The organism is Alkalihalobacillus sp. MEB130 (assembly GCF_032335535.1).
GTDB lineage: Bacteria > Bacillota > Bacilli > Bacillales > Bacillaceae_D > Halalkalibacter.
In genome coordinates, this window is the sequence record NZ_JAOANA010000035.1 from 1 (window position 1) to 23,068 (window position 23,068).

General features: G+C 39.5%; 21 protein-coding genes and 1 riboswitch. Of the genes, 19 read left to right on the forward strand and 2 right to left on the reverse strand.

What is annotated here, in order from left to right:
* The first annotated feature begins 467 nt into the window (after window positions 1-467).
* Both N0O92_RS22215 and N0O92_RS22220 read left to right on the forward strand, forming a co-directional pair.
* Window positions 468-1,616 (forward strand): stage II sporulation protein P, encoded by a 1,149-nt coding sequence (locus N0O92_RS22215; RefSeq protein ID WP_315617087.1) that lies wholly within the window; start codon window positions 468-470, stop codon window positions 1,614-1,616.
* Between the two features lie 31 nt (window positions 1,617-1,647).
* Window positions 1,648-1,974, forward strand: a complete 327-nt coding sequence (locus N0O92_RS22220) for a DUF3679 domain-containing protein (RefSeq protein ID WP_315617089.1) — start codon at window positions 1,648-1,650, stop codon at window positions 1,972-1,974.
* Between the two features lie 73 nt (window positions 1,975-2,047).
* Here N0O92_RS22220 and N0O92_RS22225 read toward each other — a convergent pair whose 3' ends face one another.
* Entirely contained in the window at window positions 2,048-2,305 is a 258-nt protein-coding gene (locus tag N0O92_RS22225) for a YjcZ family sporulation protein (protein ID WP_315617091.1), read from the reverse strand.
* Window positions 2,306-2,518: 213 nt separating this feature from the next.
* Between N0O92_RS22225 and lepA the strand changes: the two genes are divergently transcribed.
* From lepA to N0O92_RS22310, 17 genes are all read left to right on the forward strand, one after another.
* On the forward strand, window positions 2,519-4,339 hold the full coding sequence (gene lepA / locus N0O92_RS22230) for a translation elongation factor 4 (protein ID WP_315617093.1): 1,821 nt from the start codon (window positions 2,519-2,521) through the stop codon (window positions 4,337-4,339).
* 74 nt (window positions 4,340-4,413) lie between these two features.
* The gene (gene hemW, locus N0O92_RS22235) at window positions 4,414-5,562 is read left to right on the forward strand and encodes a radical SAM family heme chaperone HemW (protein WP_315617095.1); all 1,149 of its coding nucleotides are present in this window, start codon (window positions 4,414-4,416) and stop codon (window positions 5,560-5,562) included.
* Between the two features lie 138 nt (window positions 5,563-5,700).
* Window positions 5,701-6,732, forward strand: a complete 1,032-nt coding sequence (hrcA, locus tag N0O92_RS22240; protein WP_315617097.1) for a heat-inducible transcriptional repressor HrcA — start codon at window positions 5,701-5,703, stop codon at window positions 6,730-6,732.
* Window positions 6,733-6,826: 94 nt separating this feature from the next.
* The gene (grpE, locus tag N0O92_RS22245) at window positions 6,827-7,375 is read left to right on the forward strand and encodes a nucleotide exchange factor GrpE (RefSeq protein WP_396334568.1); all 549 of its coding nucleotides are present in this window, start codon (window positions 6,827-6,829) and stop codon (window positions 7,373-7,375) included.
* A gap of 47 nt (window positions 7,376-7,422) precedes the next feature.
* The gene (gene dnaK / locus N0O92_RS22250; protein ID WP_315617100.1) at window positions 7,423-9,258 is read left to right on the forward strand and encodes a molecular chaperone DnaK; all 1,836 of its coding nucleotides are present in this window, start codon (window positions 7,423-7,425) and stop codon (window positions 9,256-9,258) included.
* A gap of 208 nt (window positions 9,259-9,466) precedes the next feature.
* Window positions 9,467-10,579 carry a molecular chaperone DnaJ gene (gene dnaJ / locus N0O92_RS22255; protein WP_315617102.1) on the forward strand — a complete coding sequence of 371 codons (1,113 nt, stop codon included), beginning with the start codon at window positions 9,467-9,469 and terminating at the stop codon, window positions 10,577-10,579.
* Between the two features lie 28 nt (window positions 10,580-10,607).
* The gene (prmA, locus tag N0O92_RS22260; RefSeq protein WP_315617123.1) at window positions 10,608-11,555 is read left to right on the forward strand and encodes a 50S ribosomal protein L11 methyltransferase; all 948 of its coding nucleotides are present in this window, start codon (window positions 10,608-10,610) and stop codon (window positions 11,553-11,555) included.
* Window positions 11,556-11,671: 116 nt separating this feature from the next.
* On the forward strand, window positions 11,672-12,424 hold the full coding sequence (locus N0O92_RS22265) for a 16S rRNA (uracil(1498)-N(3))-methyltransferase (protein ID WP_315617104.1): 753 nt from the start codon (window positions 11,672-11,674) through the stop codon (window positions 12,422-12,424).
* A gap of 5 nt (window positions 12,425-12,429) precedes the next feature.
* Window positions 12,430-13,779, forward strand: coding sequence for a tRNA (N(6)-L-threonylcarbamoyladenosine(37)-C(2))-methylthiotransferase MtaB (gene mtaB, locus N0O92_RS22270; protein ID WP_315617106.1), 1,350 nt, complete (start codon window positions 12,430-12,432; stop codon window positions 13,777-13,779).
* A 155-nt stretch (window positions 13,780-13,934) separates the two neighbouring features.
* Window positions 13,935-14,038: riboswitch (TPP riboswitch) on the forward strand.
* Between the two features lie 88 nt (window positions 14,039-14,126).
* Complete coding sequence (locus tag N0O92_RS22275) at window positions 14,127-15,245, forward strand: LuxE/PaaK family acyltransferase (protein WP_315617108.1); 1,119 nt, start codon at window positions 14,127-14,129, stop codon at window positions 15,243-15,245.
* A complete protein-coding gene (locus N0O92_RS22280; RefSeq protein WP_315617111.1) occupies window positions 15,242-16,720 on the forward strand; it encodes an acyl-CoA reductase in 1,479 nt (492 codons plus the stop codon). Before N0O92_RS22275 ends, N0O92_RS22280 begins: the two co-directional genes overlap by 4 nt.
* Window positions 16,721-16,734: 14 nt before the next feature.
* On the forward strand, window positions 16,735-17,499 hold the full coding sequence (locus N0O92_RS22285) for an ABC transporter ATP-binding protein (RefSeq protein ID WP_315617113.1): 765 nt from the start codon (window positions 16,735-16,737) through the stop codon (window positions 17,497-17,499).
* Window positions 17,496-18,263, forward strand: a complete 768-nt coding sequence (locus tag N0O92_RS22290; RefSeq protein WP_315617115.1) for an ABC transporter permease — start codon at window positions 17,496-17,498, stop codon at window positions 18,261-18,263. The genes N0O92_RS22285 and N0O92_RS22290 overlap by 4 nt, the downstream gene beginning before the upstream one ends.
* Window positions 18,260-19,324 (forward strand): ABC transporter substrate-binding protein, encoded by a 1,065-nt coding sequence (locus tag N0O92_RS22295; RefSeq protein WP_315617117.1) that lies wholly within the window; start codon window positions 18,260-18,262, stop codon window positions 19,322-19,324. Before N0O92_RS22290 ends, N0O92_RS22295 begins: the two co-directional genes overlap by 4 nt.
* A 9-nt stretch (window positions 19,325-19,333) precedes the next feature.
* Window positions 19,334-20,110 carry a 3-oxoacyl-ACP reductase gene (locus tag N0O92_RS22300; RefSeq protein ID WP_315617119.1) on the forward strand — a complete coding sequence of 259 codons (777 nt, stop codon included), beginning with the start codon at window positions 19,334-19,336 and terminating at the stop codon, window positions 20,108-20,110.
* Between the two features lie 130 nt (window positions 20,111-20,240).
* A complete protein-coding gene (gene deoC, locus N0O92_RS22305; RefSeq protein WP_315617120.1) occupies window positions 20,241-20,915 on the forward strand; it encodes a deoxyribose-phosphate aldolase in 675 nt (224 codons plus the stop codon).
* A gap of 195 nt (window positions 20,916-21,110) precedes the next feature.
* A complete protein-coding gene (locus N0O92_RS22310; RefSeq protein ID WP_315617121.1) occupies window positions 21,111-22,316 on the forward strand; it encodes a redoxin domain-containing protein in 1,206 nt (401 codons plus the stop codon).
* Window positions 22,317-22,364: 48 nt separating this feature from the next.
* Here N0O92_RS22310 and ymzB read toward each other — a convergent pair whose 3' ends face one another.
* A complete protein-coding gene (gene ymzB, locus N0O92_RS22315) occupies window positions 22,365-22,727 on the reverse strand; it encodes a protein YmzB (RefSeq protein WP_315617122.1) in 363 nt (120 codons plus the stop codon).
* Window positions 22,728-23,068: the final 341 nt, after the last annotated feature.

Below are 23,068 nucleotides of genomic sequence, written 5' to 3' on the forward strand. Positions count from 1 at the left end.
GAAGCGATGAGCGGAGCCGCCGTAATGATCTTAAGCCATGTAGGAGTGGGTTTCTCCTACATGGCGCACGGCGAGAGAAGCCATCGCACACCATGTACGCGCCGAATAAGGAGAAGGGTGATCTTCCCTTTTTTCTTTTACTCGAAGCGATGAGCGGAGCCGCCGTAATGATCTTAAGCCATGTAGGAGTGGGTTTCTCCTACATGGCGCACGGCGAGAGAAGCCATCGCACACCATGTACGCGCCGAATAAGGAGAAGGGTGATCTTCCGTTTTTTCTTTTACTCCATAAAAATATCCAAAAAGCCTTACTCGATCAGTAAGATTACAAATCATGATGATTTGTAATCTTTTTTTGTTCTATTTTCTTTTTTGAGTTCATAGTGTGGGTTAGAAGCTCCTTTACATTGCAGCAACGGACCAATTTCAATTAGTACAAGCTATCTACTCGAGGAGAAGGGTGATCCCATGAAAAATAACCAATTTCGAAGTTTTACGATCAATCGGACGAGCTTAAAGAGATTAATAGCGATGACAATCATTGGTATTATGGCTCTTTTTATTTTTACAGGAATGCTCACTTCATTTGAGCCTGGATATGGACTAGCTTCCAATCAAGTGCATGAATGGGCAAATAATATAAGTGGGGAAGACTTTGTGCATGTGCTTGGGATGGAAAATAAATATTTTACACAAGCCTTACCTGAAGACAGTGAACCTCCGAGCTTATCGAATATAGCCTTTCAAGTCGCCACAAGTATTAATCCTGATGATCCAAGGAGTTTATTAGGGAGAGAGTTGCCAGGATTTGCTTTGTTTGATGGACAAATTATTGTTGCTGGTGAAGGGATGGACTATACAACATTACCTGTTGAGTCAGCGCCACCAATGGATGTCATCATGGCAGAGCGAGAGGCGACTCAAGAAAGTTTAGCGCAATTAGAAGAGATGGAAAAAGAAGCCGAACAATCACAAGGTACGACAAATGGGGAAAAAGTTGTTCACATTATTCATTCGCATAATACAGAATCATTTTTACCTGAATTAGAGACAAATGTGCCTAATGAGGCATTTCATAGACAGATTAACATTACACTAGTCGGTGATAAGTTAGCTCAGGAATTAGAGAAACGAGGCATTGGTGTCGAAGTAGAAGAGCGTGACATTCAGCAAAATTTACAAGAACGAAGCTGGCAGTATTCACAGTCATATGATCAGTCACGTGAGTTTGTAAAGGAAGCGATGGGGAACAATGAATCGTTAGAGTTTTTCTTTGATTTACACAGAGATACGATTCCACGAGAGATGACAACTGTTACAATTAATGGCGTCGAATATGCTCGTACCGTTTTTGTCATTGGTGGAAATCATGATGGTTTTGAACAAAATATGCAATTTGCAAAAGAATTTCATAATTTGTTAGAAGAGAAGTACCCAGGTTTAAGCCGAGGGGTAATCTTTAAAGAGGGTGCCGGAACAAACGGTCGATTTAACCAAGATTTATCAAGTAATTCGATCTTGATTGAGATGGGCGGTATTCATAACACGCTAACAGAAGCAAATCGAACAGCGGAAGCAGTAGCGGATGTATTTGCAGAGTATTATTTTAACGAATAAGGATTAAATGTCGGATATGGGGGAGTTCACGATGAAAAAAATGGTTGTGAAAGTTTCTGTTATTGGCTTACTCTTATTATTAGGTGCATTGTTTGGTGTTCAAGTCATGAACGAGGAACGAGGAATCTCGCAGCCACTCCCTCTTCAAGTTGAACAGGAAGAAAGAAATACCGCTTCAGCCGAGGTTCATACAGTGGCTATAAATGAACTAGCAGAAAAGAGACAAACAGTTGACGACGTGGGGAGATTTAACTTTTTCTCGGATCTGGGGAATCACCTAGCAGGAGGATTGAATTATGTTAGTCGAGCAATCTTGTCACAAATAATGTCTTTTGTAGATGATGTTCTTAACGGATAATCGTAAAGAAGTGAGTAAGGTGTCCCAAACGGGTAGTTACCCATAGGGACACCTTACTTTTATTTATACGCTATTACACGCCTGCTGTAGGAGTTACCCAAGATGCTCCGATAATTACAAGGAGAATGAATAGAACAACAATTAACGCAAAACCGCGTCCTGCTGTTGGGGCTACAGGAGCTGCTGGGACACCATAGCCGTAGCCTGCTACAGGTGCGCAACCGCAATCTGCACCATAATCTGCACCGTATCCATATCCAGCTGTAGGGGCTGCTGCCGCGCCGACGCCAGCTCCAAATGCTGCTCCTGTCATTGGTCCGCCAAAAAACATGTGTGAAAACCACCTTTCCGAGAAGATACTTACACACTATGCTAATAACTTATATGTGAGATAGATATTGCATGAAAAATTGTAAATAACTAAGCCCAAATATTAGAATTAACATTTTATCGTTGATATAACGGAAGTTTGTTGCTTGACTCTTAATCGATTGGTATAATGAAAAATAGTGTACTTGTACGAGAATGTAGGAGTGATCATTTCATGAACAGAGAACAAAGGCTAGCACGTCAGGCGAAAATCAGGAACTTTTCGATTATCGCCCATATTGACCACGGGAAGTCAACACTTGCTGACCGTATTTTAGAAAAAACGGGAGCGTTGACAGAACGAGAAATGAAAGAACAAACGCTTGATGCAATGGATTTAGAGCGAGAGCGTGGAATAACGATTAAACTAAACGCCGTTCAGCTTACTTATAAAGCAAAAGATGGCGAAGAATATATCTTTCACCTAATTGATACACCGGGGCATGTCGATTTTACGTATGAAGTGTCACGCAGTTTAGCTGCTTGTGAAGGGGCTTTGTTAATTGTTGATGCGGCTCAAGGGATCGAAGCTCAAACACTTGCGAATGTGTACTTAGCATTAGATAACGACCTTGAAATTCTTCCGGTTATTAATAAGATTGATTTACCTAGCGCTGAACCAGACCGTGTAAAACAAGAAGTGGAAGACGTAATTGGCTTAGATACATCTGATGCCGTACTTGCTTCGGCGAAAAATGGCATTGGAATTGAAGAAATTTTAGAACAAGTAGTGGAAAAAGTTCCAGCACCACAAGGGGATCCAGAAGCTCCTCTAAAGGCACTCATCTTTGACTCCCTCTATGATTCTTATCGTGGAGTTGTTGCGTATATTCGAATTGTTGAAGGGACTGTAAAGCCTGGTCAAAAGATTAGAATGATGGCAACAGGAAAAGAGTTTGAGGTTAATGAAATAGGTGTATTCACTCCAAAGGCAGAAAAACGTGACGAGCTTACAGTTGGTGATGTAGGATTCTTATCTGCAGCAATTAAAAATGTTGGAGATACACGAGTGGGGGATACAATTACAAGTGCAGCCAATCCTGCAGAGGAGCCTTTACCAGGTTATCGTCGTATGAATCCAATGGTTTACTGTGGATTGTATCCAATCGATACAAACGAATATAATGACCTAAGAGAAGCACTTGAACGACTTGAACTGAATGATGCGTCTCTACAATATGAACCAGAAACATCGCAAGCATTAGGCTTTGGTTTCCGTTGCGGTTTCTTAGGATTGCTTCATATGGAGATTATTCAAGAACGAATTGAACGTGAATTTGGAATTACCTTGATTACGACAGCTCCAAGTGTTATTTACCGAGTCAAGACAACAAACGGAGAAGAAGTACGTATTGATAATCCTTCGAATATGCCCGATGCCCAAAAAATTGATGACGTTGAAGAACCTTACGTGAAGGCGAAAATTATGGTGCCAAATGATTACGTTGGATCGGTTATGGAACTTTGCCAAGGCAAACGAGGGATCTTTATTGATATGCAATATCTTGATGCGAACCGTGTACAAATTGTCTATGAAATTCCATTATCTGAAATCGTTTATGATTTCTTCGATCAACTAAAATCAAATACAAAAGGATATGCATCTTTTGATTATGAGTTAATCGGTTATAAATCATCGAGACTCGTTAAGATGGATATTCTATTAAATGGTGAAACCGTTGATGCATTATCGGTTATTGTTCATCGTGATTTTGCTTACGAGCGCGGTAAAATCATTGTTGAAAAGTTAAAAGAATTAATTCCGCGTCAGCAATTTGAAGTGCCTGTTCAAGCGAGTATAGGACAAAAAATTATTGCCCGTTCTACTATTAAAGCGATGCGTAAAAATGTTCTTGCTAAATGTTACGGTGGAGACATCTCACGTAAGCGTAAATTACTTGAAAAGCAAAAAGAAGGTAAGAAACGAATGAAATCCGTTGGGAACGTTGAAGTGCCACAAGAAGCATTTATGGCTGTTCTTAGAATGGATGACTAGCAGACAACATGAACCGCAGGAATCTTCCTGCGGTTTTGCTATTCGAGTAAGGTTATAGAAAGGAGGTATGCCAGGTGATTAAAGCAGCTTATGTTCATATCCCATTTTGTGAGCATATTTGCCATTATTGTGATTTCAATAAAGTATTTTTAAAAAATCAACCAGTAGATGAATATATACAAGCGTTATTAGAGGAAATGAAAAGAACCATAAAGGAGCATCCTACAACAGCTCTTGAAACGGTTTATATAGGAGGAGGAACGCCTACAGCTTTATCAGCTTCTCAACTTGATTGTTTGTTAAAAGGGATGAAAGAGGTTCTTCCACTTGCTCAAGTTCAAGAATACACAATTGAAGTGAATCCAGATAGTATTGAGGAGGACAAGCTCGATGTGATTCAAAAACACGGAGTGAATCGTTTAAGTATGGGGGTTCAAACCTTTAATGAGGATTTGCTCCAAGCAATTGGTCGGACGCATTCGCGAAAAAGTATTACAGATGCAATTAAAAGAAGCCGATTAGCAGGGTTTTCAAATATATCGCTTGATCTCATGTTTGGTTTGCCAGGACAAAAACCGATTGATTTTATTGAAACCATTCAAGAAGCGATTGCATTAGATATAGAACATATTTCAGCTTATTCTTTAAAAGTTGAAGAGAAGACCGTTTTCTATAACCGCAAGCGACAAGGGAAGTTATCTTTGCCTCCTGAAGAAGACGAAGTAGAAATGTATGAACAGTTGTTAAAAATGTCGAAAGAAGCTGGTTTTGGTCAGTACGAAATAAGTAACTTTGCAAAAGCAGGTTATGAAAGCAAACATAATCTTGTCTATTGGAACAATGATGAATATTACGGTTTCGGGGCTGGTGCTCATGGTTATGTTAACGGGGTTCGCCATCAGAATCATGGACCTCTCCCGAAATATTTAAAGGCGGTGGAGGAAGGTACTCATCCTACTCTTTCAACTCATAAAGTAAGTCACATTGAAAGAATTGAAGAAGCGATGTTTATGGGGTTAAGAAAAAAAGAGGGAGTTTCCTTTGCTGAATTTGAGAGAAAATACGGTCATTCGTTACTGGAGCTATTCCGTGAACAAATTGATTTACTTGAAAAAAGAGGCTTGCTTGTATGTCAAGATGGAGCAATTAAGCTTACCGAGAATGGTTTGCTTTTAGGAAATGAAGTGTTTGAACAGTTTATTGCTGTTTTGGAAAATGAGTAACTCTAAAATATAGCGATTTTGTTTCCTTTTTCTTATAGAGAATTGAGGTTTATTTATTGACAAAAGCCCACCTATTTGGTAATTTATCATTAGATTTAGCACTCGAATGCAGTGAGTGCTAACAGAGGTGGTGAGGGGATGTTAACAGATAGGCAATTATTGATTCTGCATGCTATTGTTGATGATTATATCCGTTCTGCAGAGCCAGTTGGCTCGCGAAGCATCTCCAAAAGAGATGATATTACGTTTAGTCCAGCAACGATTCGTAATGATATGGCTGATTTGGAAGAATTAGGGTTCCTAGAGAAACCTCATAGTTCAGCTGGACGAATCCCATCACAAAAGGGCTATCGTTATTACGTCGATAACCTTCTGATGCCACACGATTTAACGGCCGATGAAGAACTTGACATTCGATCTATCTTTAATGAGCGAATTCAAGAGGTTGAGACAGTTATTCAACACTCCGCCCGAGTACTTTCAAATATGACGAGTTATATCTCTCTAGTACTTGGACCTGAGATGTTTGAAGCAAAATTAAGGAATATTCAAATCATACCGCTCAGTAAAGGGTCTGCCATTCTCATTCTTGTGACAGATACAGGGCATGTTGAAAATCAAACGATTGCGGTTCCTGATTCGATTAATCCAAGTGACCTTGAACGTACAGTGAATATTCTAAATGAACGCTTGATGGGTGTGCCTCTATACAGGCTTAGAGATACACTGCATTCTGAAGTCGAAAATGTGCTTCGTAATCATGTGAAAGAATACAAACACGTACTTCACATGCTTTCTCCATCACTTGATCTAGAGAAAGGTGAAAAAATTTTTTATAGTGGAAAAACGAACATTTTGTCTCAACCAGAATTTAGGGATATTGATAAGGTACGTATGCTCCTAAATATGTTGGAAGAAGATAAAACGATGCATCAAATTCTACGAGCTCCCCACACAGGCATTCAAGTGAAGATTGGCCAAGAAAATAAGCTAGAAGCGTTTGATAATTGTAGCTTAATAACAGCCTCTTATTCTATTGGAGGCAAACATATGGGGACGATTGGAATTCTTGGTCCGACTAGAATGGAGTATCGCCGAGTAATTGGTGTCGTTGATACACTATCAAAAGACTTAACGAAGCTATTAACAAACTTGTATCAACAAGGGTAAAAATGGTAATATTGACAATTAGTTGTGGAGATCTCTTCATTAACTTTTTGTCATACTACATAGATTAAGTTAATTTTATTAGGAGGTGAACGAGTTGACAGAAAAAGAAACACAAACGATGGAAGAAGAAGTTGGATCCGAGGAGGCTGAGGCTGCTGTTAATGAAGCAGAAGCTAAAGTAGAAGAAGTAGAGGGAACAGAAGAGGATGCCCGTCTTGCAGAGATCGCGGATCTTAACAACCGTCTCCTAAGAGTTCAAGCTGATTATGATAATTTCCGTCGTAGATCTCGTGAAGAAAAAGAAGCTGCTGCTAAATATAGATCTCAAAATGTTATCGAAGCGTTACTTCCGGTAATTGATAACTTTGAGCGCGCTCTTCTTGTTAAACCTGAAGGAGAAGAAGCGAAATCTTTATTACAAGGGATGGAAATGGTATATCGTCAGTTTCAAGATACCTTAAAAAACGAAGGTGTTGAGGTAATCGAGACGGTAGGTCAAGCTTTTGATCCACACTTGCATCAAGCTGTTATGCAAGTTGAGCAAGAGGGATTTGAGTCAAATCAAATTGTGGAAGAATTACAAAAAGGATATAAACTAAAGGACCGCGTACTAAGACCATCAATGGTTAAAGTAAATGCGTAGTGCTTTACATATAGAATAGACAATCATTGAATTGGAGGAATAACGTCATGAGTAAAATCATTGGTATTGATTTAGGTACAACAAATTCATGTGTCGCTGTTATGGAAGGCGGCGAAGCAACAGTTATCCCGAATCCTGAGGGGAACCGCACAACTCCTTCTGTTGTAGCATTCAAAGATGGAGAGCGTCTTGTTGGGGAAGTAGCGAAACGCCAAGCTATTACAAACCCTAATACAATCATGTCAATTAAACGTCATATGGGTACAGATTATAAAGAAACAGTAGAAGGTAAGGACTACACACCTCAAGAAATTTCTGCTATTATCCTTCAAAAATTGAAGTCAGATGCAGAAGCTTATCTTGGTGAAAAAGTGACAAAGGCAGTTATTACGGTACCTGCTTATTTCAACGACTCACAACGTCAAGCTACTAAGGATGCTGGAAAAATTGCAGGCCTTGAAGTAGAGCGTATTGTCAATGAGCCAACAGCTGCTGCATTAGCTTACGGTTTAGAAAAAGAAGAAGACCAAACGATCCTTGTTTATGATCTTGGTGGTGGTACGTTTGACGTATCGATTCTAGAACTTGGAGATGGCTTTTTTGAAGTAAAAGCTACATCTGGTGATAACAAGCTTGGTGGGGACGATTTTGACCAAGTAATTATTGATCATCTTGTAGAGCAATTCAAAAAAGACAATGGCATTGATTTATCTCAAGATAAAATGGCCATGCAACGTTTGAAGGATGCAGCTGAAAAAGCGAAAAAAGATCTTTCTGGTGTTACACAAACTCAGATCTCACTTCCTTTTATTACAGCTGACGCAACGGGTCCTAAGCACTTAGAGCTTAGCTTGAGCCGTGCAAAATTCGAGGAGCTTTCTGCTGATTTAGTAGAACGTACACTTGGACCAACTCGTCGCGCCCTTTCTGATGCTGGTCTTTCTGCAAGTGAAATTGATAAAGTTGTTCTAGTTGGTGGTTCAACTCGTATCCCAGCCGTTCAAGCTGAAATCAAAAAACTTACAGGAAAAGATCCGCATAAAGGTGTAAACCCTGATGAAGTTGTTGCTCTAGGTGCAGCCGTTCAAGCAGGCGTCCTTACTGGTGACGTGAAAGATGTAGTTCTTCTAGATGTAACTCCACTTTCATTAGGTATCGAAACAATGGGTGGTGTATTCACGAAGTTAATCGAGCGTAATACAACAATCCCAACATCTAAGTCACAAACATTCTCGACAGCAGCTGATAATCAACCTTCTGTTGATATCCATGTTCTTCAAGGTGAAAGAGAGATGGCTGCATATAATAAAACACTTGGACGCTTCCAACTTTCGGATATTCCACCAGCACCACGTGGAGTTCCACAAATTGAAGTAACATTTGATATCGATGCAAATGGTATCGTAAATGTAAAAGCGAAAGATCTTGGAACGAATAAAGAGCAATCCATTACGATTACATCATCTTCGGGTCTATCTGATGATGAAATCGAAAAAATGGTAAAAGACGCAGAAGCAAATGCGGAAGAAGACAAAAAGCGTCGTGAAGAAGTTGAACTTCGCAATGAAGCAGACCAACTTGTTTTCACAACAGAAAAAACGCTTAAAGATCTTGGAGATAACGTTGAGCAAGAAGAAAAAGATAAAGCAGAAGCAGCGAAAGAAAAGCTAAAAGCAGCAATTGAGTCAGATAACATTGATGAGATTCGCACGGCTAAAGACGAGCTACAAGAAATCGTTATGGCTTTATCAACAAAAATGTATGAGCAAGCAGCTCAAGCGGCACAAGCAGCACAAGGTGCTGAAGGCGCAGATGCTAGTACTCAAGATGACAACGTAGTAGATGCTGACTACGAAGAAGTGAAAGAAGAAGAGAAAAAATAATAGTTCAATGAAAATTGAACAGTCTTACGTGCTTACTTAGCCTAAGACGATTTGATCTAGAAAAGTCAAAGTCAGATTATATGACTTTGGCTTTTTCTACGAATGTGATACCAAAAAGAGGATAACGCTTCTTCTCGTCTATATCTTGCGGACATGGTTAAGATGATGATAAGATGAACGTTATGGAAAAGAGTCGGGAGTGGATGACATGAGTAAACGAGATTACTATGAAGTCCTTGGTGTCGATCAAAATGCTTCAGTTGATGAAGTGAAAAAAGCGTACCGAAAACTGGCGCGCAAATATCACCCTGATGTCAACAAAGAAGCTGACGCTACGGAAAAATTTAAAGAAGTAAAAGATGCATATGATACGTTAAGCGATCCACAAAAGAAAGCTCATTACGATCAATTTGGTCATACTGATCCAAATCAAGGTTTCGGCGGAGGCGCTGGAGATTTTGGTGGCGGTTTTGGTGATATTTTTGATATGTTCTTTGGTGGTGGTGGTCGCAGGAATCCGAATGCTCCGCGCCAAGGGGCAGACTTGCAATATACAATGACGCTTGAATTTAAAGAAGCGGTATTCGGAAAAGATACGGAAATTGAAATTCCAAGAGAAGAAACGTGTCAAACATGTACGGGTTCCGGTGCCAAGCCTGGTACGAAGCCAGAAACATGTTCACATTGCGGAGGCTCTGGTCAATTAAACGTTGAACAGAATACACCATTTGGTCGTGTCGTTAATCGTAGAGTTTGTCATCACTGTGAAGGTACTGGCAAATTTATTAAAAATAAATGTACGACTTGTGGTGGTAAAGGAAAGGTACGCAAACGTAAGAAAATCAGCGTGAAAGTACCTGCTGGAATTGACCATGGACAGCAACTTCGTGTATCCGGCCAAGGGGAAGCCGGGGTAAATGGAGGACCTGCTGGCGATTTGTATGTTGTCTTTAATGTAAAACCACATGAATTCTTTGATCGTGATGGGGATGATATTTACTGTGAAATGCCATTAACATTTGCCCAAGTTGCACTAGGAGACGAGATCGAAGTTCCAACCTTGAATGGCAAAGTGAAACTGAAGATTCCTGCAGGAACACAAACAGGAACGAATTTCCGTTTACGTGGCAAAGGGGTACCAAACGTTCATGGACGTGGTCAAGGTGATCAACACGTCAAAGTTCGTGTTGTGACTCCGAAGAATTTAACCGAAAAAGAAAAAGATATGATTCGTGAATTTGCACAAATGTCTGGCGGGCAGCCTGATGAGCAAAACGATGGTTTTTTTGCAAAAGTAAGAAGGGCCTTTAAGGGAGAATAACTATTAAAAAGTGGAGTTGGTAGAAATGATGAAATGGTCGGAGTTTAGTATTCATACGACAGAGGAAGCGGTCGAGCCAGTCTGTAATATTTTGCATGAAGCTGGTGCTAGTGGTGTTGTTATTGAGGACCCGGCAGACTTAGTTCGTGAGTGGGGTGACCGTTTCGGGGAAATCTACCAACTCTCTCCTGATGATTATCCGGAAGAAGGGGTGATCGTAAAAGCGTACTTCCCGGTTAATAGTTTTTTAGCGGAGACTATTGATGAAATTAAAGAATCTATTAATGGGTTACTTTTACATGATATTGATCTTGGAAAGAATAAAGTCCAAATTGCTGAAGTTCATGAAGAAGAGTGGGCAACCGCTTGGAAGAAATACTATAAGCCTGTAAAAGTATCTAGTTCTATTACTATTACACCTACATGGGAAGAGTATGAAGCAACAGAAGAGGAAACGATTATTGAACTGGATCCTGGGATGGCTTTTGGAACAGGAACTCATCCAACGACTGTGCTTTGTATACAAGCATTAGATAAAATGATTCAAGGTGGAGAAACGGTAGTAGATGTAGGAACAGGTTCAGGCGTTTTAAGTATCGCTGCGGCAAAACTCGGGGCAAAAAGCACCCTTGCACTTGATCTTGATTATGTTGCTGTCGAAAGTGCGAAGAAAAATGTAGAGCTTAATCAAGTACATGATGTTGTATCGGTGAAACAAAACAATTTGCTTGAAGACATCAATGGACCATATGATATCGTTGTAGCAAACATATTAGCGGAAGTGATTGTTCGCTTTGTTCAAGATGCGGCAGCGGTTCTTAAACCGAATGGAACATATATTACATCAGGAATTATTAAGCGGAAAAAACAAGAAGTTAAAGATGCCCTTATTAGTGGGGGATTTAAAATAGAAGAGATTGTAGAAATGGATGACTGGGTAGCCATTATTGCGAAAAAAGAGGAGGTTGACTCATAAGGACTGGTCCGATTAGAGGCACATGTTAGATAGGCTTAGCTTAAAGCGTGTCTGCCGTAACCTCAAGGTCAGGTTCTTTGGTGGAGTCAACCTCCTCTAAAGTGAGGAAGATGGAGATGCAACGATACTTTGTTGCGAAAGAACAAATGACAGAGAAATCTGTTCAAATTACAGGCGATGATGTAAAACATATTTCAAAAGTGATGAGAATGGATGTTAACGATGAAATTGTTTGTACAGATAACGATTCTAGAACGGTCAAGTGCCGTCTAGTAAGTTTGACGGACCAGGAAATTGTAGCAGAGATTATCGATGAGCTACAACCCAACACAGAATTGCCTGTAAAGGTGACGATTGCACAAGGCCTTCCTAAAGGAGATAAGTTAGATCTTATTGTTCAAAAAGGAACGGAGTTAGGGGCGTCTGCCTTTCTTCCTTTTTCGGCTAAACGCTCTATTGTAAAATGGGATCACAAAAAGGCTAGTAAAAAGATAGAAAGGTTAGAGAAGATTGCGAAAGAGGCAGCAGAGCAGTCGTACAGAGAACGCATCCCTGAAGTCTATGACGTTCGTTCCTTCTCTACCTTGCAACAAGAGCTTTCGGCGTACGATACGGTTATTTTAGCTTATGAAGAGTCGGCGAAAGAAGGAGAACAAGCTCAATTTGCGAAAGTATTGTCTACAGTCTCGCCGGGTCAATCCATATTAATTATTATTGGACCTGAAGGTGGGATGACTGAAGACGAAGTTGATCAATTAAGAGCAAATGGAGTGAATATCTGTGGATTTGGTCCACGGATTTTACGTACGGAAACCGCATCACTTTATGCTTTAGCGGCTATTTCGTATCATTTTGAATTAATGAGGTGAAGAAAATGCCTACTGTTGCCTTTCATACATTAGGTTGTAAAGTAAATCATTACGAGACAGAAGCGATTTGGCAACTGTTTCAAAATGAAGGTTATGATAAAGTTGAGTTTGAATCTACTTCAGATGTCTATGTTATTAATACTTGTACGGTAACAAACACAGGAGATAAAAAAAGTCGCCAAGTGATTCGTCGTGCGATACGGAAAAATCCTGATGCTGTAATTTGTGTGACAGGTTGTTATGCTCAAACATCACCAGCTGAAATTATGGCTATACCAGGTGTTGATATTGTTGTTGGAACTCAAGATCGCGTGAAAATGCTGGAATACATTGAACAATTTAAGCGTGAACGCGAGCCGATTAACGGAGTAGGAAATATTATGAAGTCGCGCGTGTACGAAGAATTAGATGTACCAGCATTTACAGATCGAACTCGTGCTTCCTTGAAAATTCAGGAAGGCTGTAATAACTTCTGTACATTTTGTATTATTCCATGGGCGCGCGGTTTGATGCGTTCGCGCGATCCAAAAGAAGTAATGAATCAAGCACAGCAACTAGTAGCTGCTGGCTATAAGGAAATTGTTCTTACTGGAATTCATACAGGTGGATACGGTGAAGACTTAAAAGATTATAGCCTTGCACGATTACTAGAAGATTTGGAAACAGTAGAAGGTTTAAAGCGAATTCGAATCTCTTCCATTGAAGCTAGTCAGTTAACAGATGAGGTTATTGATGTGATTGACCGTTCGAACAAAGTCGTTCGTCACTTACACATCCCGCTTCAATCAGGTTCCAATTCTGTTTTAAAACGAATGCGTCGAAAGTACTCAATGGAGTTTTTTGGAGAGCGATTAGATCGTCTGAAAGAGGTGCTTCCTGGACTCGCTGTTACGTCAGATGTGATTGTTGGATTTCCGGGAGAGACAGAGGAAGAGTTCCAGGAGACGTATGACTTTATTCGGAATCATAAATTTAGTGAATTACATGTGTTTCCTTATTCTAAGCGTACAGGGACTCCTGCTGCTCGTATGGAAGATCAAGTTGATGAGGAAATCAAAAATGATCGGGTTCATCGTTTGATTGAATTATCGAATCAATTAGCGAAAGAATATGCTTCACACTTCGAGGGAGACGTATTAGAGGTCATTCCAGAAGAACGTGATAAGGAAAATAAAGGCAGTGGCATGTATATCGGATACACGGATAATTACTTAAAAGTAAAAGTTCCTGCTTCAGAAGAGATGATTGGAAAGATTGTGAAAGTGAAAATAACAAAAGCAGGTTACCCATTTAATGATGGAGAATTTGTTCGCGTATTAGATGATGTGGAAACGAAACAAACTGTAAACGGCTAATAGAAGAGAGGTTGTCTCATTGAGCTGACCCTTTATAGTACTGAATGTACTAGGGGCAAACTTGATTTGAGACAACCTCTTTCTCTTTAACGGTTTGAAGTATAGCCAGTTAGGTTGTTTAATGTTATGATTTAAAGGCATAATCATATTGGGAAAAATACCACTAGGGGAGCCTTGCTGGCTGAGATTAAAGTACTGCTTTAGACCCTTTGAACCTGAACTATGTAACAATAGCGTAGGGAAGTGGACATCAAATAATAAGCTATTTTTGGGAAAATATAGTTGAGATTGATGACCGCTTTCATTTTTGGGAGCGGTTTTTTTCTATTGAAGAGGAGTGTTCTACATTGTTTCAAGCTTATGAAGCATTAAAGCAAGATGTGAGCCAATTTATTCACCAGCCTAATGCGGGTGCCGAAGAGTTTAATAAACAAGCAATTGCGGTCTTTCAGTTTCAGTATGAGCATAACCAGACGTTTCGGAAGTTTTGTAGAAAGAGACGTGTTTCCCCACGAACAGTAAAGCATTTCACGGACATTCCACCTGTTCCTATTGATGCATTCAAATTTACAACGTTATCAAGCCATTCGATTGAAGAGGCAGAGGCCGTTTTTATGACAAGCGGGACAACAAACCCTGAGAAGCGAGGAAAGAACTATCATCGTGATCTTGAGATTTATGATTTATCGATGAAGACATTTTTTAAACCAACGATTATCCCAGACGTAGAGCAGATAAAAATGTTGGTGCTTTTTCCTGAAGAAGAAGCTATGCCAAATTCTTCATTAGCGCATTATTTACATATTGCAAAAGAAACGTTTGGAACAGAAGACAGTTTGTATATGTTTTCAGAGCATGACTTTCAGGTCGAAAAACTAATTACTGAATTAAAACAAGCAGAAAAAAGAGATGAACCTATCTTATTAATTGGAGCGACATTTTCTTTTATCCATTTATTAGATGAGTGTCACACAAGGGGAATTCATTTTACATTACCACCGAAAAGTCGTGTAATGGATACAGGAGGAGCTAAAGGCAGGTCGAGGGAAATGGACCCAGGTGAATTAAAAAAAGAACTAAGTCGTTTATTTACTCTGCCGTTGGAGCTGTGTTTGAACATGTATGGTATGACAGAGCTAAGCTCGCAAATGTACGATGGCAATTTGGTTTTGGACAAATGTGATTTTATAGATCCAGTGAAAATTTCCCCTCATTGGGTAACAACCATGGTTGTTGATATAGATACCATGCAGGAGAAGCCTGAAGGAGAAAAAGGAGTCATTGTCCATTATGATTTAGCAAATGTAAACTCAGTTATGGCCATTTTGACAGAGGATATAGGAGTGAAATCGGGTAATGGTTTTCGTTTATTAGGTCGAGCAGAGGGTGCTGAAGCGAAAGGATGTTCTTTAGCTGTCGAACAGTTTTTAGCTACATCCAAATCGTCTAGGGGAGAGATTCTATGACGTTTCCATGTTTTCATGTTCCTACTTCATGTGAGTCTATGGTTCAAAATGTTGAGTTTCAAAACTTAGTGTTCGAGAATCACGGAAAAAAAGTTGAATTGGCTGTTCCAAAAGTAACGGATAAGGTAATGGAAGCAATTATGGCCACTTTAAAAGAGCAGCAAACCACTTATTTGCAAACACTTCGAACGAATGATGTAGTCGACATTTTCCATAAAGCTATTGAAAAATGGTTAGACCCGGAGTATGAGCTCAGGAAAAAAGCAGAGGAATTTTTGCCGATTATTACGGGATATGACCATGAAATGGTTCGGTTATTTCTCGGTCGTTATTTACGGCAATTTCGTAAAGAGAAATTACAGCGGATGATTGATGAAGACTTTGCCAATCCACTCATTTTAGATGAATTTCGTCCAAGGAAATCAGGAGGATTGTACAGAGCTTATGGACCAACAATCACGACTCATATCTTTTCTGGAAATGTTCCAGCATTGCCACTTTGGAGTTTGGCTGCAGGACTTTTGTTGAAGTCAGCAACACTTGGAAAAGTCTCTTCTTCTGAACCGCTTTTTCCAGTGTTGTTTGCAAAAACAATAAGTGAAATCGAGCCTCGACTAGGAGATTCTCTTGCTATTTTATGGTGGAAAGGTGGAGACGACTCGATAGAAAAAGTGAGTTTTAGCTTATCGAATGCCGTCATTGCTTATGGAGGGAAAGATACGATTGAATCAGTGAGAAAAAAAATTCCAACTCATGTTAGTTTTCATCCACATGGACATAAAGTGAGCTTTGGTGTTTTGACTAAAGAATGCTTGCAAGCAACTAAAGGATGGCAAGCAGCAAAATTAGCGGCGACGGACGCTTCATGGTTCGATCAGCAAGGTTGTCTTTCTCCACATGTCTTTTTTGTTGAAAGAGGAGGGACATTCTCACCCAAAGACTTTGCACAAATGTTAGCTAATGAAATGGAAAATTTCCAACAAACACATGCACGAGCAGATTTATCAGATGAGGAGCAACATGCCATTGTTAAGTTGCGTACAGCCATTGAATTTGAAAGTTTCGATGACGCAACGGTTCAACTGCTACGAAGTGAGCAAGGCACAAACTGGACTGTCATTTACCGGGAGTTTGACCCCATGAAACCAAAAAAAGAGTTTCCGTTTTCACCATTAAATCGATTTGTTACAGTTGTGCCGATAGATCAATTGGAAGATGTGAAGCCATATGTTGAACAGGTTGAAGGTTTTGTCCAGACAGTCGGAGTTGGATGCTCACCTCAATCTTTTTCAAAGATTATACAAATGTTAGGTAAATGGGGTGTGAACCGCATTTGTGCGGTTGGTTCCATGTCTCATCCCGAAGCTGGTTGGCATCACGATGGAAGATTTCATTTAGCGGATTTAGTCAGGTTTTGTGATGTTGAATCCACATTAGAAGAACAAATGAATCTTTTTGATGAATACAGAGAGTAAGGGGAGTGAGTCAAATGACAATCATTGCATGTCACGACATTGCCCTGCAATTTAAAAAAGATAGCTTACCTGTACTTGAGCATGTAGATCTTGAAGTTCAAGAAGGTGAATTTGTTAGTATTATTGGCAAAAGTGGAAGTGGCAAAACGACGTTACTTCAAATGATAGGTGGGTTACTCTCCCCCTCAAAGGGAAGCATCCATCTTTTGAATCAGGAAATAACCGAACCAATCGATGAAGTAACCTATGTTTTTCAAAAGCCTGTCTTGTTGGAATGGCGTACCGTATTAGAAAATGTATTAATGCCTCTTGAACTGAAAAAAAGAGTTACTCAAGAGGATAGGGATAAAGCGAAGAAGGTACTCGCTGCTGTTGGATTGGAGAATCAAGAGGGGAAGTACCCTCACGAACTGTCTGGTGGCATGATGTCTAGAGTGACATTGGCTAGAGCATTTATATCGGAACCTAAAATTTTATTAATGGATGAACCTTTTTCCGCATTAGATGCTATGACGAAAGAGCAATTGCAATTTGAATTACTGCTGCTTACAAAGCAGTTTAGCGCAACAACGGTTTTTATCACTCATGACATTACAGAAGCTGCATTCTTATCAGATCGAGTCATCTTATTAGGGAACACCCCAGCAAACGTTGTACAAGAATTTGCGATTCCGTTTTCGAAGCCACGATCTAAGGAACTCAAATTTGATCCTTCTTTCACTGAAGTTGTAAGAGAATTGTATCAATCTATAGAAGCTCTAGGAGATCGATCCAAATGAAAATGACGAAATTGTATTCTTGTCTTATCTTTATCTTTACTCTCGTTGTCTGGGAAATGGTTGTTAGGGTGAAAGAAATATCAAAGATTATATTACCGGCTCCAACTGCAATTGCGGCCAATTTGATTCAACACTTTCAAAGTGGATACTTTTATCCGCATATTCTTACAACGACGATTGAAGTGCTGGGAGGTTTTTTTGCAGGGGCCATAGTGGGAATTGGACTTGGCTTTCTTGTTGCTCAATCAAAAACAACGCAAGAGATATTGCAGCCCTATATTATAGCATCACAAGCGATGCCGAAATTAGCCTTGGCTCCTTTACTCGTGTTGTGGTTTGGTTTTGGGTATACTCCCAAAATCGTCATTGTAGCCCTTGTTTGTTTCTTTCCTTTATTCGAAAGTACAGTTACTGGATTATCTCATGTTAGTAGAGAGAAATTGGCTTTGTTTCGCTCATTAAAGGCATCAAGATCTCAAACATTGTTGAAACTTCGACTACCGACAGCTATGCCCTATATCTTTTCTGGACTGCGAGTAGCTGTCGTCTTAAGCGTTGTGGGGGCTGTCATCAGCGAATTTATAGGAGCGAATAAAGGGTTAGGTGCCCTGATTATTGCTTCGCAAGGTATGTTAGATACAACATTAATGTTTTCGGTATTTATTTTACTTACAGTAAAAGGAATGATTTTGTATCAGTCCATTCATTGGATTGAAGTAATCTTTTTTAAAAAATATCATTATTCTAGGGGAGATTTGAAATGAGGTCATGGATAAAAAAACTTGCATCAAGTTGTTTTTTAGTCTTTTTCTTAAGTCTAGTTGGATGTGCGACAGAAGAAGGGCAGCAGGATGAACCGCAAGAAGTAGAGCAAGAGCATGAAGGTCAAGAAGAGATTGCTACCGATGTTGAAATGGAGAGAATGCGAATGGCATCTTGGAGCCAACCAATTACAGAACAGGCCAATCTATTTTTAGCGGAGGACAAAGGCTGGTTTGAAGAAGCTAGTATTGATTTTGAATTCATTCCGGGTGCTGGTGGAGGAGATGCGGTTCGGAATATTATCGCGGGGAACGCAGACATTGCCTTTGCCAATGTAGAAGCAGTTTTATTAGCTCTTGAACAAGGTGAACAAGTAAGAATTATTTATAACATTTATCCTGAAAATGTTTTTAATTTGATCTCCCTAAAAGAGAGCAATATTACTAGCATGGAAGACTTACGTGGACAAGATATTGGAATTTATAGCAGAAGCAGTGGAACGTATCAAAATCTTCTTGTTCTTTTGCATCAAGCGGGAATGACAGAAGATGACGTGAACCTAATTGAAACAGGGGTATTAAATTTTGCTCCATTAATGAATAAACGAGTCGTTGCTACTGCTGCAACAGATACGGGTTTGTTTGATGCACAACGTAATGAATTAGGAGAAGTTGATGTAATTGAGGTGAAAGACGTCCTGAATACGCCAGCGGATGTGTTTGTTGTAACAGAAGAGACGTTCCAAGAAAGAAAAGAAGCGCTGATCCGTTTCTTGCAAGTCTATCGTGATAGTGTAGCGTATACGATGGAGCATCCTGAAGAAGCAGCTGAAATGGCTGTAACTGCAGCAATAGATGGTCAAAACATCGAAAGAAATATAGAAATTATCAACATTCGAAACCAAACATCGACGAATAGTGAAATGGAAGAAAAAGGGTTAGGGTGGTTAAACGTAGATATTTTGCAAGAAGTAGAAGAAACGTATTATAACTTAGGTCTTCTTACTGAGCGCGTTCATATTGAGACGGTTACAACTAATGAATTAGTAGAACAATTAAACTAAGGTGGTATAATGGAGATCAACTTACAAAATAAAGTCGTGCTCATTACAGGAGGTAGTCGTGGTATAGGAGCTGCAATTGCGACTAGCTTTGCTAAACAAGGTGCTATGGTTGTCATTAATTATTTAAAGAATAAAGAGCAAGCCGATCGCCTTGCTGAAGACTTAATGGATACGTATGATATTGATGCAATGACGATACAAGGCGATGTAACGAATGAGAATGAAGTGCAAGCAATGATCACGAAAGTAATAGCGGAATTTGATACAATTGATGTTGTAGTGAATAATGCTCTTCATGCTTATACTTTTGATCCTGACAGACGGAAGTTAGCTTGGGAACTTGAATGGGAAGATTATCAACTTCAAATTGATGGGGCTTTAAAAGGGACTTATAACGTGTGTAAACACGTTATTCCTTTTATGAAAGAAAAGAAGGCCGGGCGAATCATCAATATGGTTTCCAACTTATTATTTCGTCCTGTTGTTCCTTATCATGATTACAACACTGCAAAAGGGGCCGTTTTTACTTTTTCTCAGAACTTAGCTGTAGATCTTGGAGCTTTTGGAATTACTGTTAATTGTGTTGCTCCTGGTCTTGTATACCCTACTGATGCAAGTAGGACGACTAAAGAAGAAGTGAAAGAGTTAATAAAAAGTCAAACACCTTTGCATCGAATTGCGAAGCCAGAAGATGTTGTAGGATGTGTTTTATTCTTTGCTAGTGAATGGTCTTCTTTTGTGACAGGGCAATGTATAATTGTCGATGGCGGATTTGTGATGAAATAAGACAAAGCGGTATGATAAACAAAGGAGATTACAGACTAAGGGAAAGAACAGTGATTTTACTTCTTTCCTTTTATTTTTTATGCTAGGCTAATAAGGAAAAATATATTACATATAGAGAGGATGTTGACAATTGAGTCAATCAATTGCAAATCTAATTGATCATACGGCGTTAAAGCCAGATACTACGAAAGAACAAATTCTCACATTGTGTAAAGAGGCGAAAGAGTATCAATTTGCTTCTGTATGCGTGAATCCTACATGGGTATCTCTTGCTGCAGAATTACTTCAAGGTGAACAGCAAGTAAAAGTATGTACGGTTATTGGCTTCCCTCTTGGAGCTTCTACTCCAGAAGTAAAGGCATTTGAAACAACAAATGCCATTGAAAATGGAGCGACAGAGGTGGACATGGTTATTAATATTGCTGCTCTGAAAGAAGGAAACGATGAGCTTGTTGAGAAAGATATCCGTGCTGTCGTCCAGGCTGCAAAGGGTAAGGCATTGACAAAGGTGATTATTGAAACATCACTATTAACAGATGAAGAAAAAGTTCGTGCTTGTCAATTAGCTGTCAGAGCTGGAACTGATTTTGTAAAAACATCGACGGGATTTTCTACGGGCGGGGCAACAGTAGAAGACATTGCCTTAATGCGTAAAACGGTTGGACCTACTATTGGTGTCAAGGCATCAGGTGGAGTCCGTGATCTTGCTGGAGCAGTAGCGATGGTAGAGGCTGGTGCTACAAGGATCGGTGCTAGTGCAGGGGTGTCCATTGTCAATGGGGAACAAGCAAGTACAGATTATTAGAACCTGTTAAATAAAGAAAAGGGCCAAATCGATATAGGTTTGGTCTTTCTTTGTTTTTATAAGTATTGGTTCAAAGGGGAATCAAATGGGGACGATTCATGATAAGAAGTAAGGAACGAATAGAAGGCTCATTCTTTGACTTTTTGCAAAATTTCATGGAACCTTTACTGTAATGATGAAAGAGGGGGAGTGTGGATGGATAACATTTGGACAGTTGGTCCATTTATCATTAAACAATCATGGATTTATATAGCATTGTTGGTAAGTGTAGGCATTGTTATATCACATTTCTTTATAAATTGGTCAAATCGTGCCAAAGAAGAAAGGGAGATATTTGGGAATAGTATTATTTATTTTTTTATAGTCTTTCAGTTCTCTTCTCTTCTAGTGAACCCATCCATTAGTATTCGAGATCCGATAGCTGTATTATCAATGCCAAGCGGAACTACTGAATGGGTGATTGCCGTATTCTTTTTATTTTTTTATATCTTTTGGATAACGAGGAAAGCTCCAGTTACGAGGGTGAATTTGTTTCTAAAGCTACTCATTAGCTATTTGGTTGTTGAGACTCTTTATTTCTCATTTTTTCCGTATAGCTCTAATGGACATAATGTTAGTTTTTATCAAGGAATTATAAATATTAGTTTGTTACTCATTTTTTATATCCAACAGCAAAGGGACGTTAGTGCACGATTAATCGTCACTCGACTTTCTGTTTTATACGGAGGAATAATGGGAATCGTATCTCTCGTGATAAACGTCAGAATGTTTGAGGCAACTGTTCCTAGTTGGTTTTATTTCTTAATTGGTTTTGCAGGGTTAGTAGGAGCCAAACGAGCGGGGTGGCATGATGGGGTGATTGAAAAAAAGACGAGAGGAAGGTTAGTTGTTATCACCATCATTTTACTCATGTTTGTAGGAGGAAATTATCTAAACATGAACGAAACAACCCTAATAGAAGGAAAAAAGTCTTCTTCACAAATTGCCGTTAATCAAGTAGCACCTAATTTCACCTTACAGACGATTGAAGGAGAGCACGTGGCATTAGCAGATTTTCAAGGAAAACCTGTCATGTTGAATTTTTGGGCAACTTGGTGTCCACCATGTCGAGCTGAATTACCTGATATGGAGAGGTTTTACAAAAATGAGGAAGTCGTACTACTGGCGATTAATGGGACAAATACAGAACGATCCATAGATGATGTCAAACAGTTTGTTTCAAATATGGAATTATCCTTTCCGGTTCTAGCTGATGAGACAGGAGAGATTTCAAGGCTTTTTCAAATCGGTCCCATGCCTACGTCTATTTTCATTAATGAGAGAGGGATGATTACGGATATTCATATTGGTGCCATGAATGAAGAAATGATGAAACGAAAATTAGAAGCAATAAAGGAATGAGATTTTAAATCGTAACAGGCCACCTATAGAAGTAGGGGCCTGAACAGATTAATGTGGAAAAATTTCGTAAATGGCTTTTTCAGTCTCGAGTTTTAACCCATTTCCATTTTGATCTTTTGTAGTTACAACTTTCCCGTAAATAGGAATTTCATAAGCGTTTTGAGGCAAATCTTTCATTCCTTCTGCGCTTTTAATACTCCCTTCTCCGTGCAGTATTAATTCTTGACTAGGGATATAGTCATCAATATTGCTGTCATTTTCCACTACTGAAATGTGAGTCAGGTTCAAAGTAACTTGGTCAATATCAAAGATCTGCTGCAGTCCAGTAGAAAGCTCATTTTTTCGAATGAGCAATCTCTCTCCTTTATGAGATTCTAACCAATTAGATAATTCATGTATGTCTTGAGTCATAATCAAGCCTCCTTGGTGTCTATTCGTACTTTTCCCCGTTCGGAAACAGTTCATTCTTGTTCTCTTAAATTGAATAAACACAATAAGGAAGAGGCCGGGACAAAAGAGTTTTCGGTGATGAGGAATCCGAACGCTACGATAATTAATACACGTAATCGCTCCGGAAATATACTTCGCTTTCCGTGGGCGGCTGGTGAGCCTCCTCGTGCTTACGGAGGCCACTGAAAAAGTGCTCGTTTATTTCGGACTTGAGGAGCTTCGACCCGCTCCCGGGATGGGGGGCACGCTTTCCGCAGGCGGGCGTTGAACTAACCGGCTGCGCCGGTGGATTTCAACCTGCC

Coding starts and splice junctions, on each gene's coding strand:
- ymzB (WP_315617122.1), bottom strand. CDS start 22,727: ATGACTCAAGACATACATGAATTATCTAATTGGTTAGAATCTCATAAA.
- N0O92_RS22310 (WP_315617121.1), top strand. CDS start 21,111: ATGGATAACATTTGGACAGTTGGTCCATTTATCATTAAACAATCATGG.
- hrcA (WP_315617097.1), top strand. CDS start 5,701: ATGTTAACAGATAGGCAATTATTGATTCTGCATGCTATTGTTGATGAT.
- N0O92_RS22215 (WP_315617087.1), top strand. CDS start 468: ATGAAAAATAACCAATTTCGAAGTTTTACGATCAATCGGACGAGCTTA.
- N0O92_RS22225 (WP_315617091.1), bottom strand. CDS start 2,305: ATGTTTTTTGGCGGACCAATGACAGGAGCAGCATTTGGAGCTGGCGTC.
- N0O92_RS22285 (WP_315617113.1), top strand. CDS start 16,735: ATGACAATCATTGCATGTCACGACATTGCCCTGCAATTTAAAAAAGAT.
- N0O92_RS22290 (WP_315617115.1), top strand. CDS start 17,496: ATGAAAATGACGAAATTGTATTCTTGTCTTATCTTTATCTTTACTCTC.
- dnaJ (WP_315617102.1), top strand. CDS start 9,467: ATGAGTAAACGAGATTACTATGAAGTCCTTGGTGTCGATCAAAATGCT.
- N0O92_RS22220 (WP_315617089.1), top strand. CDS start 1,648: ATGAAAAAAATGGTTGTGAAAGTTTCTGTTATTGGCTTACTCTTATTA.
- lepA (WP_315617093.1), top strand. CDS start 2,519: ATGAACAGAGAACAAAGGCTAGCACGTCAGGCGAAAATCAGGAACTTT.
- N0O92_RS22300 (WP_315617119.1), top strand. CDS start 19,334: ATGGAGATCAACTTACAAAATAAAGTCGTGCTCATTACAGGAGGTAGT.
- dnaK (WP_315617100.1), top strand. CDS start 7,423: ATGAGTAAAATCATTGGTATTGATTTAGGTACAACAAATTCATGTGTC.
- mtaB (WP_315617106.1), top strand. CDS start 12,430: ATGCCTACTGTTGCCTTTCATACATTAGGTTGTAAAGTAAATCATTAC.
- prmA (WP_315617123.1), top strand. CDS start 10,608: ATGAAATGGTCGGAGTTTAGTATTCATACGACAGAGGAAGCGGTCGAG.
- N0O92_RS22295 (WP_315617117.1), top strand. CDS start 18,260: ATGAGGTCATGGATAAAAAAACTTGCATCAAGTTGTTTTTTAGTCTTT.
- N0O92_RS22265 (WP_315617104.1), top strand. CDS start 11,672: ATGCAACGATACTTTGTTGCGAAAGAACAAATGACAGAGAAATCTGTT.
- N0O92_RS22280 (WP_315617111.1), top strand. CDS start 15,242: ATGACGTTTCCATGTTTTCATGTTCCTACTTCATGTGAGTCTATGGTT.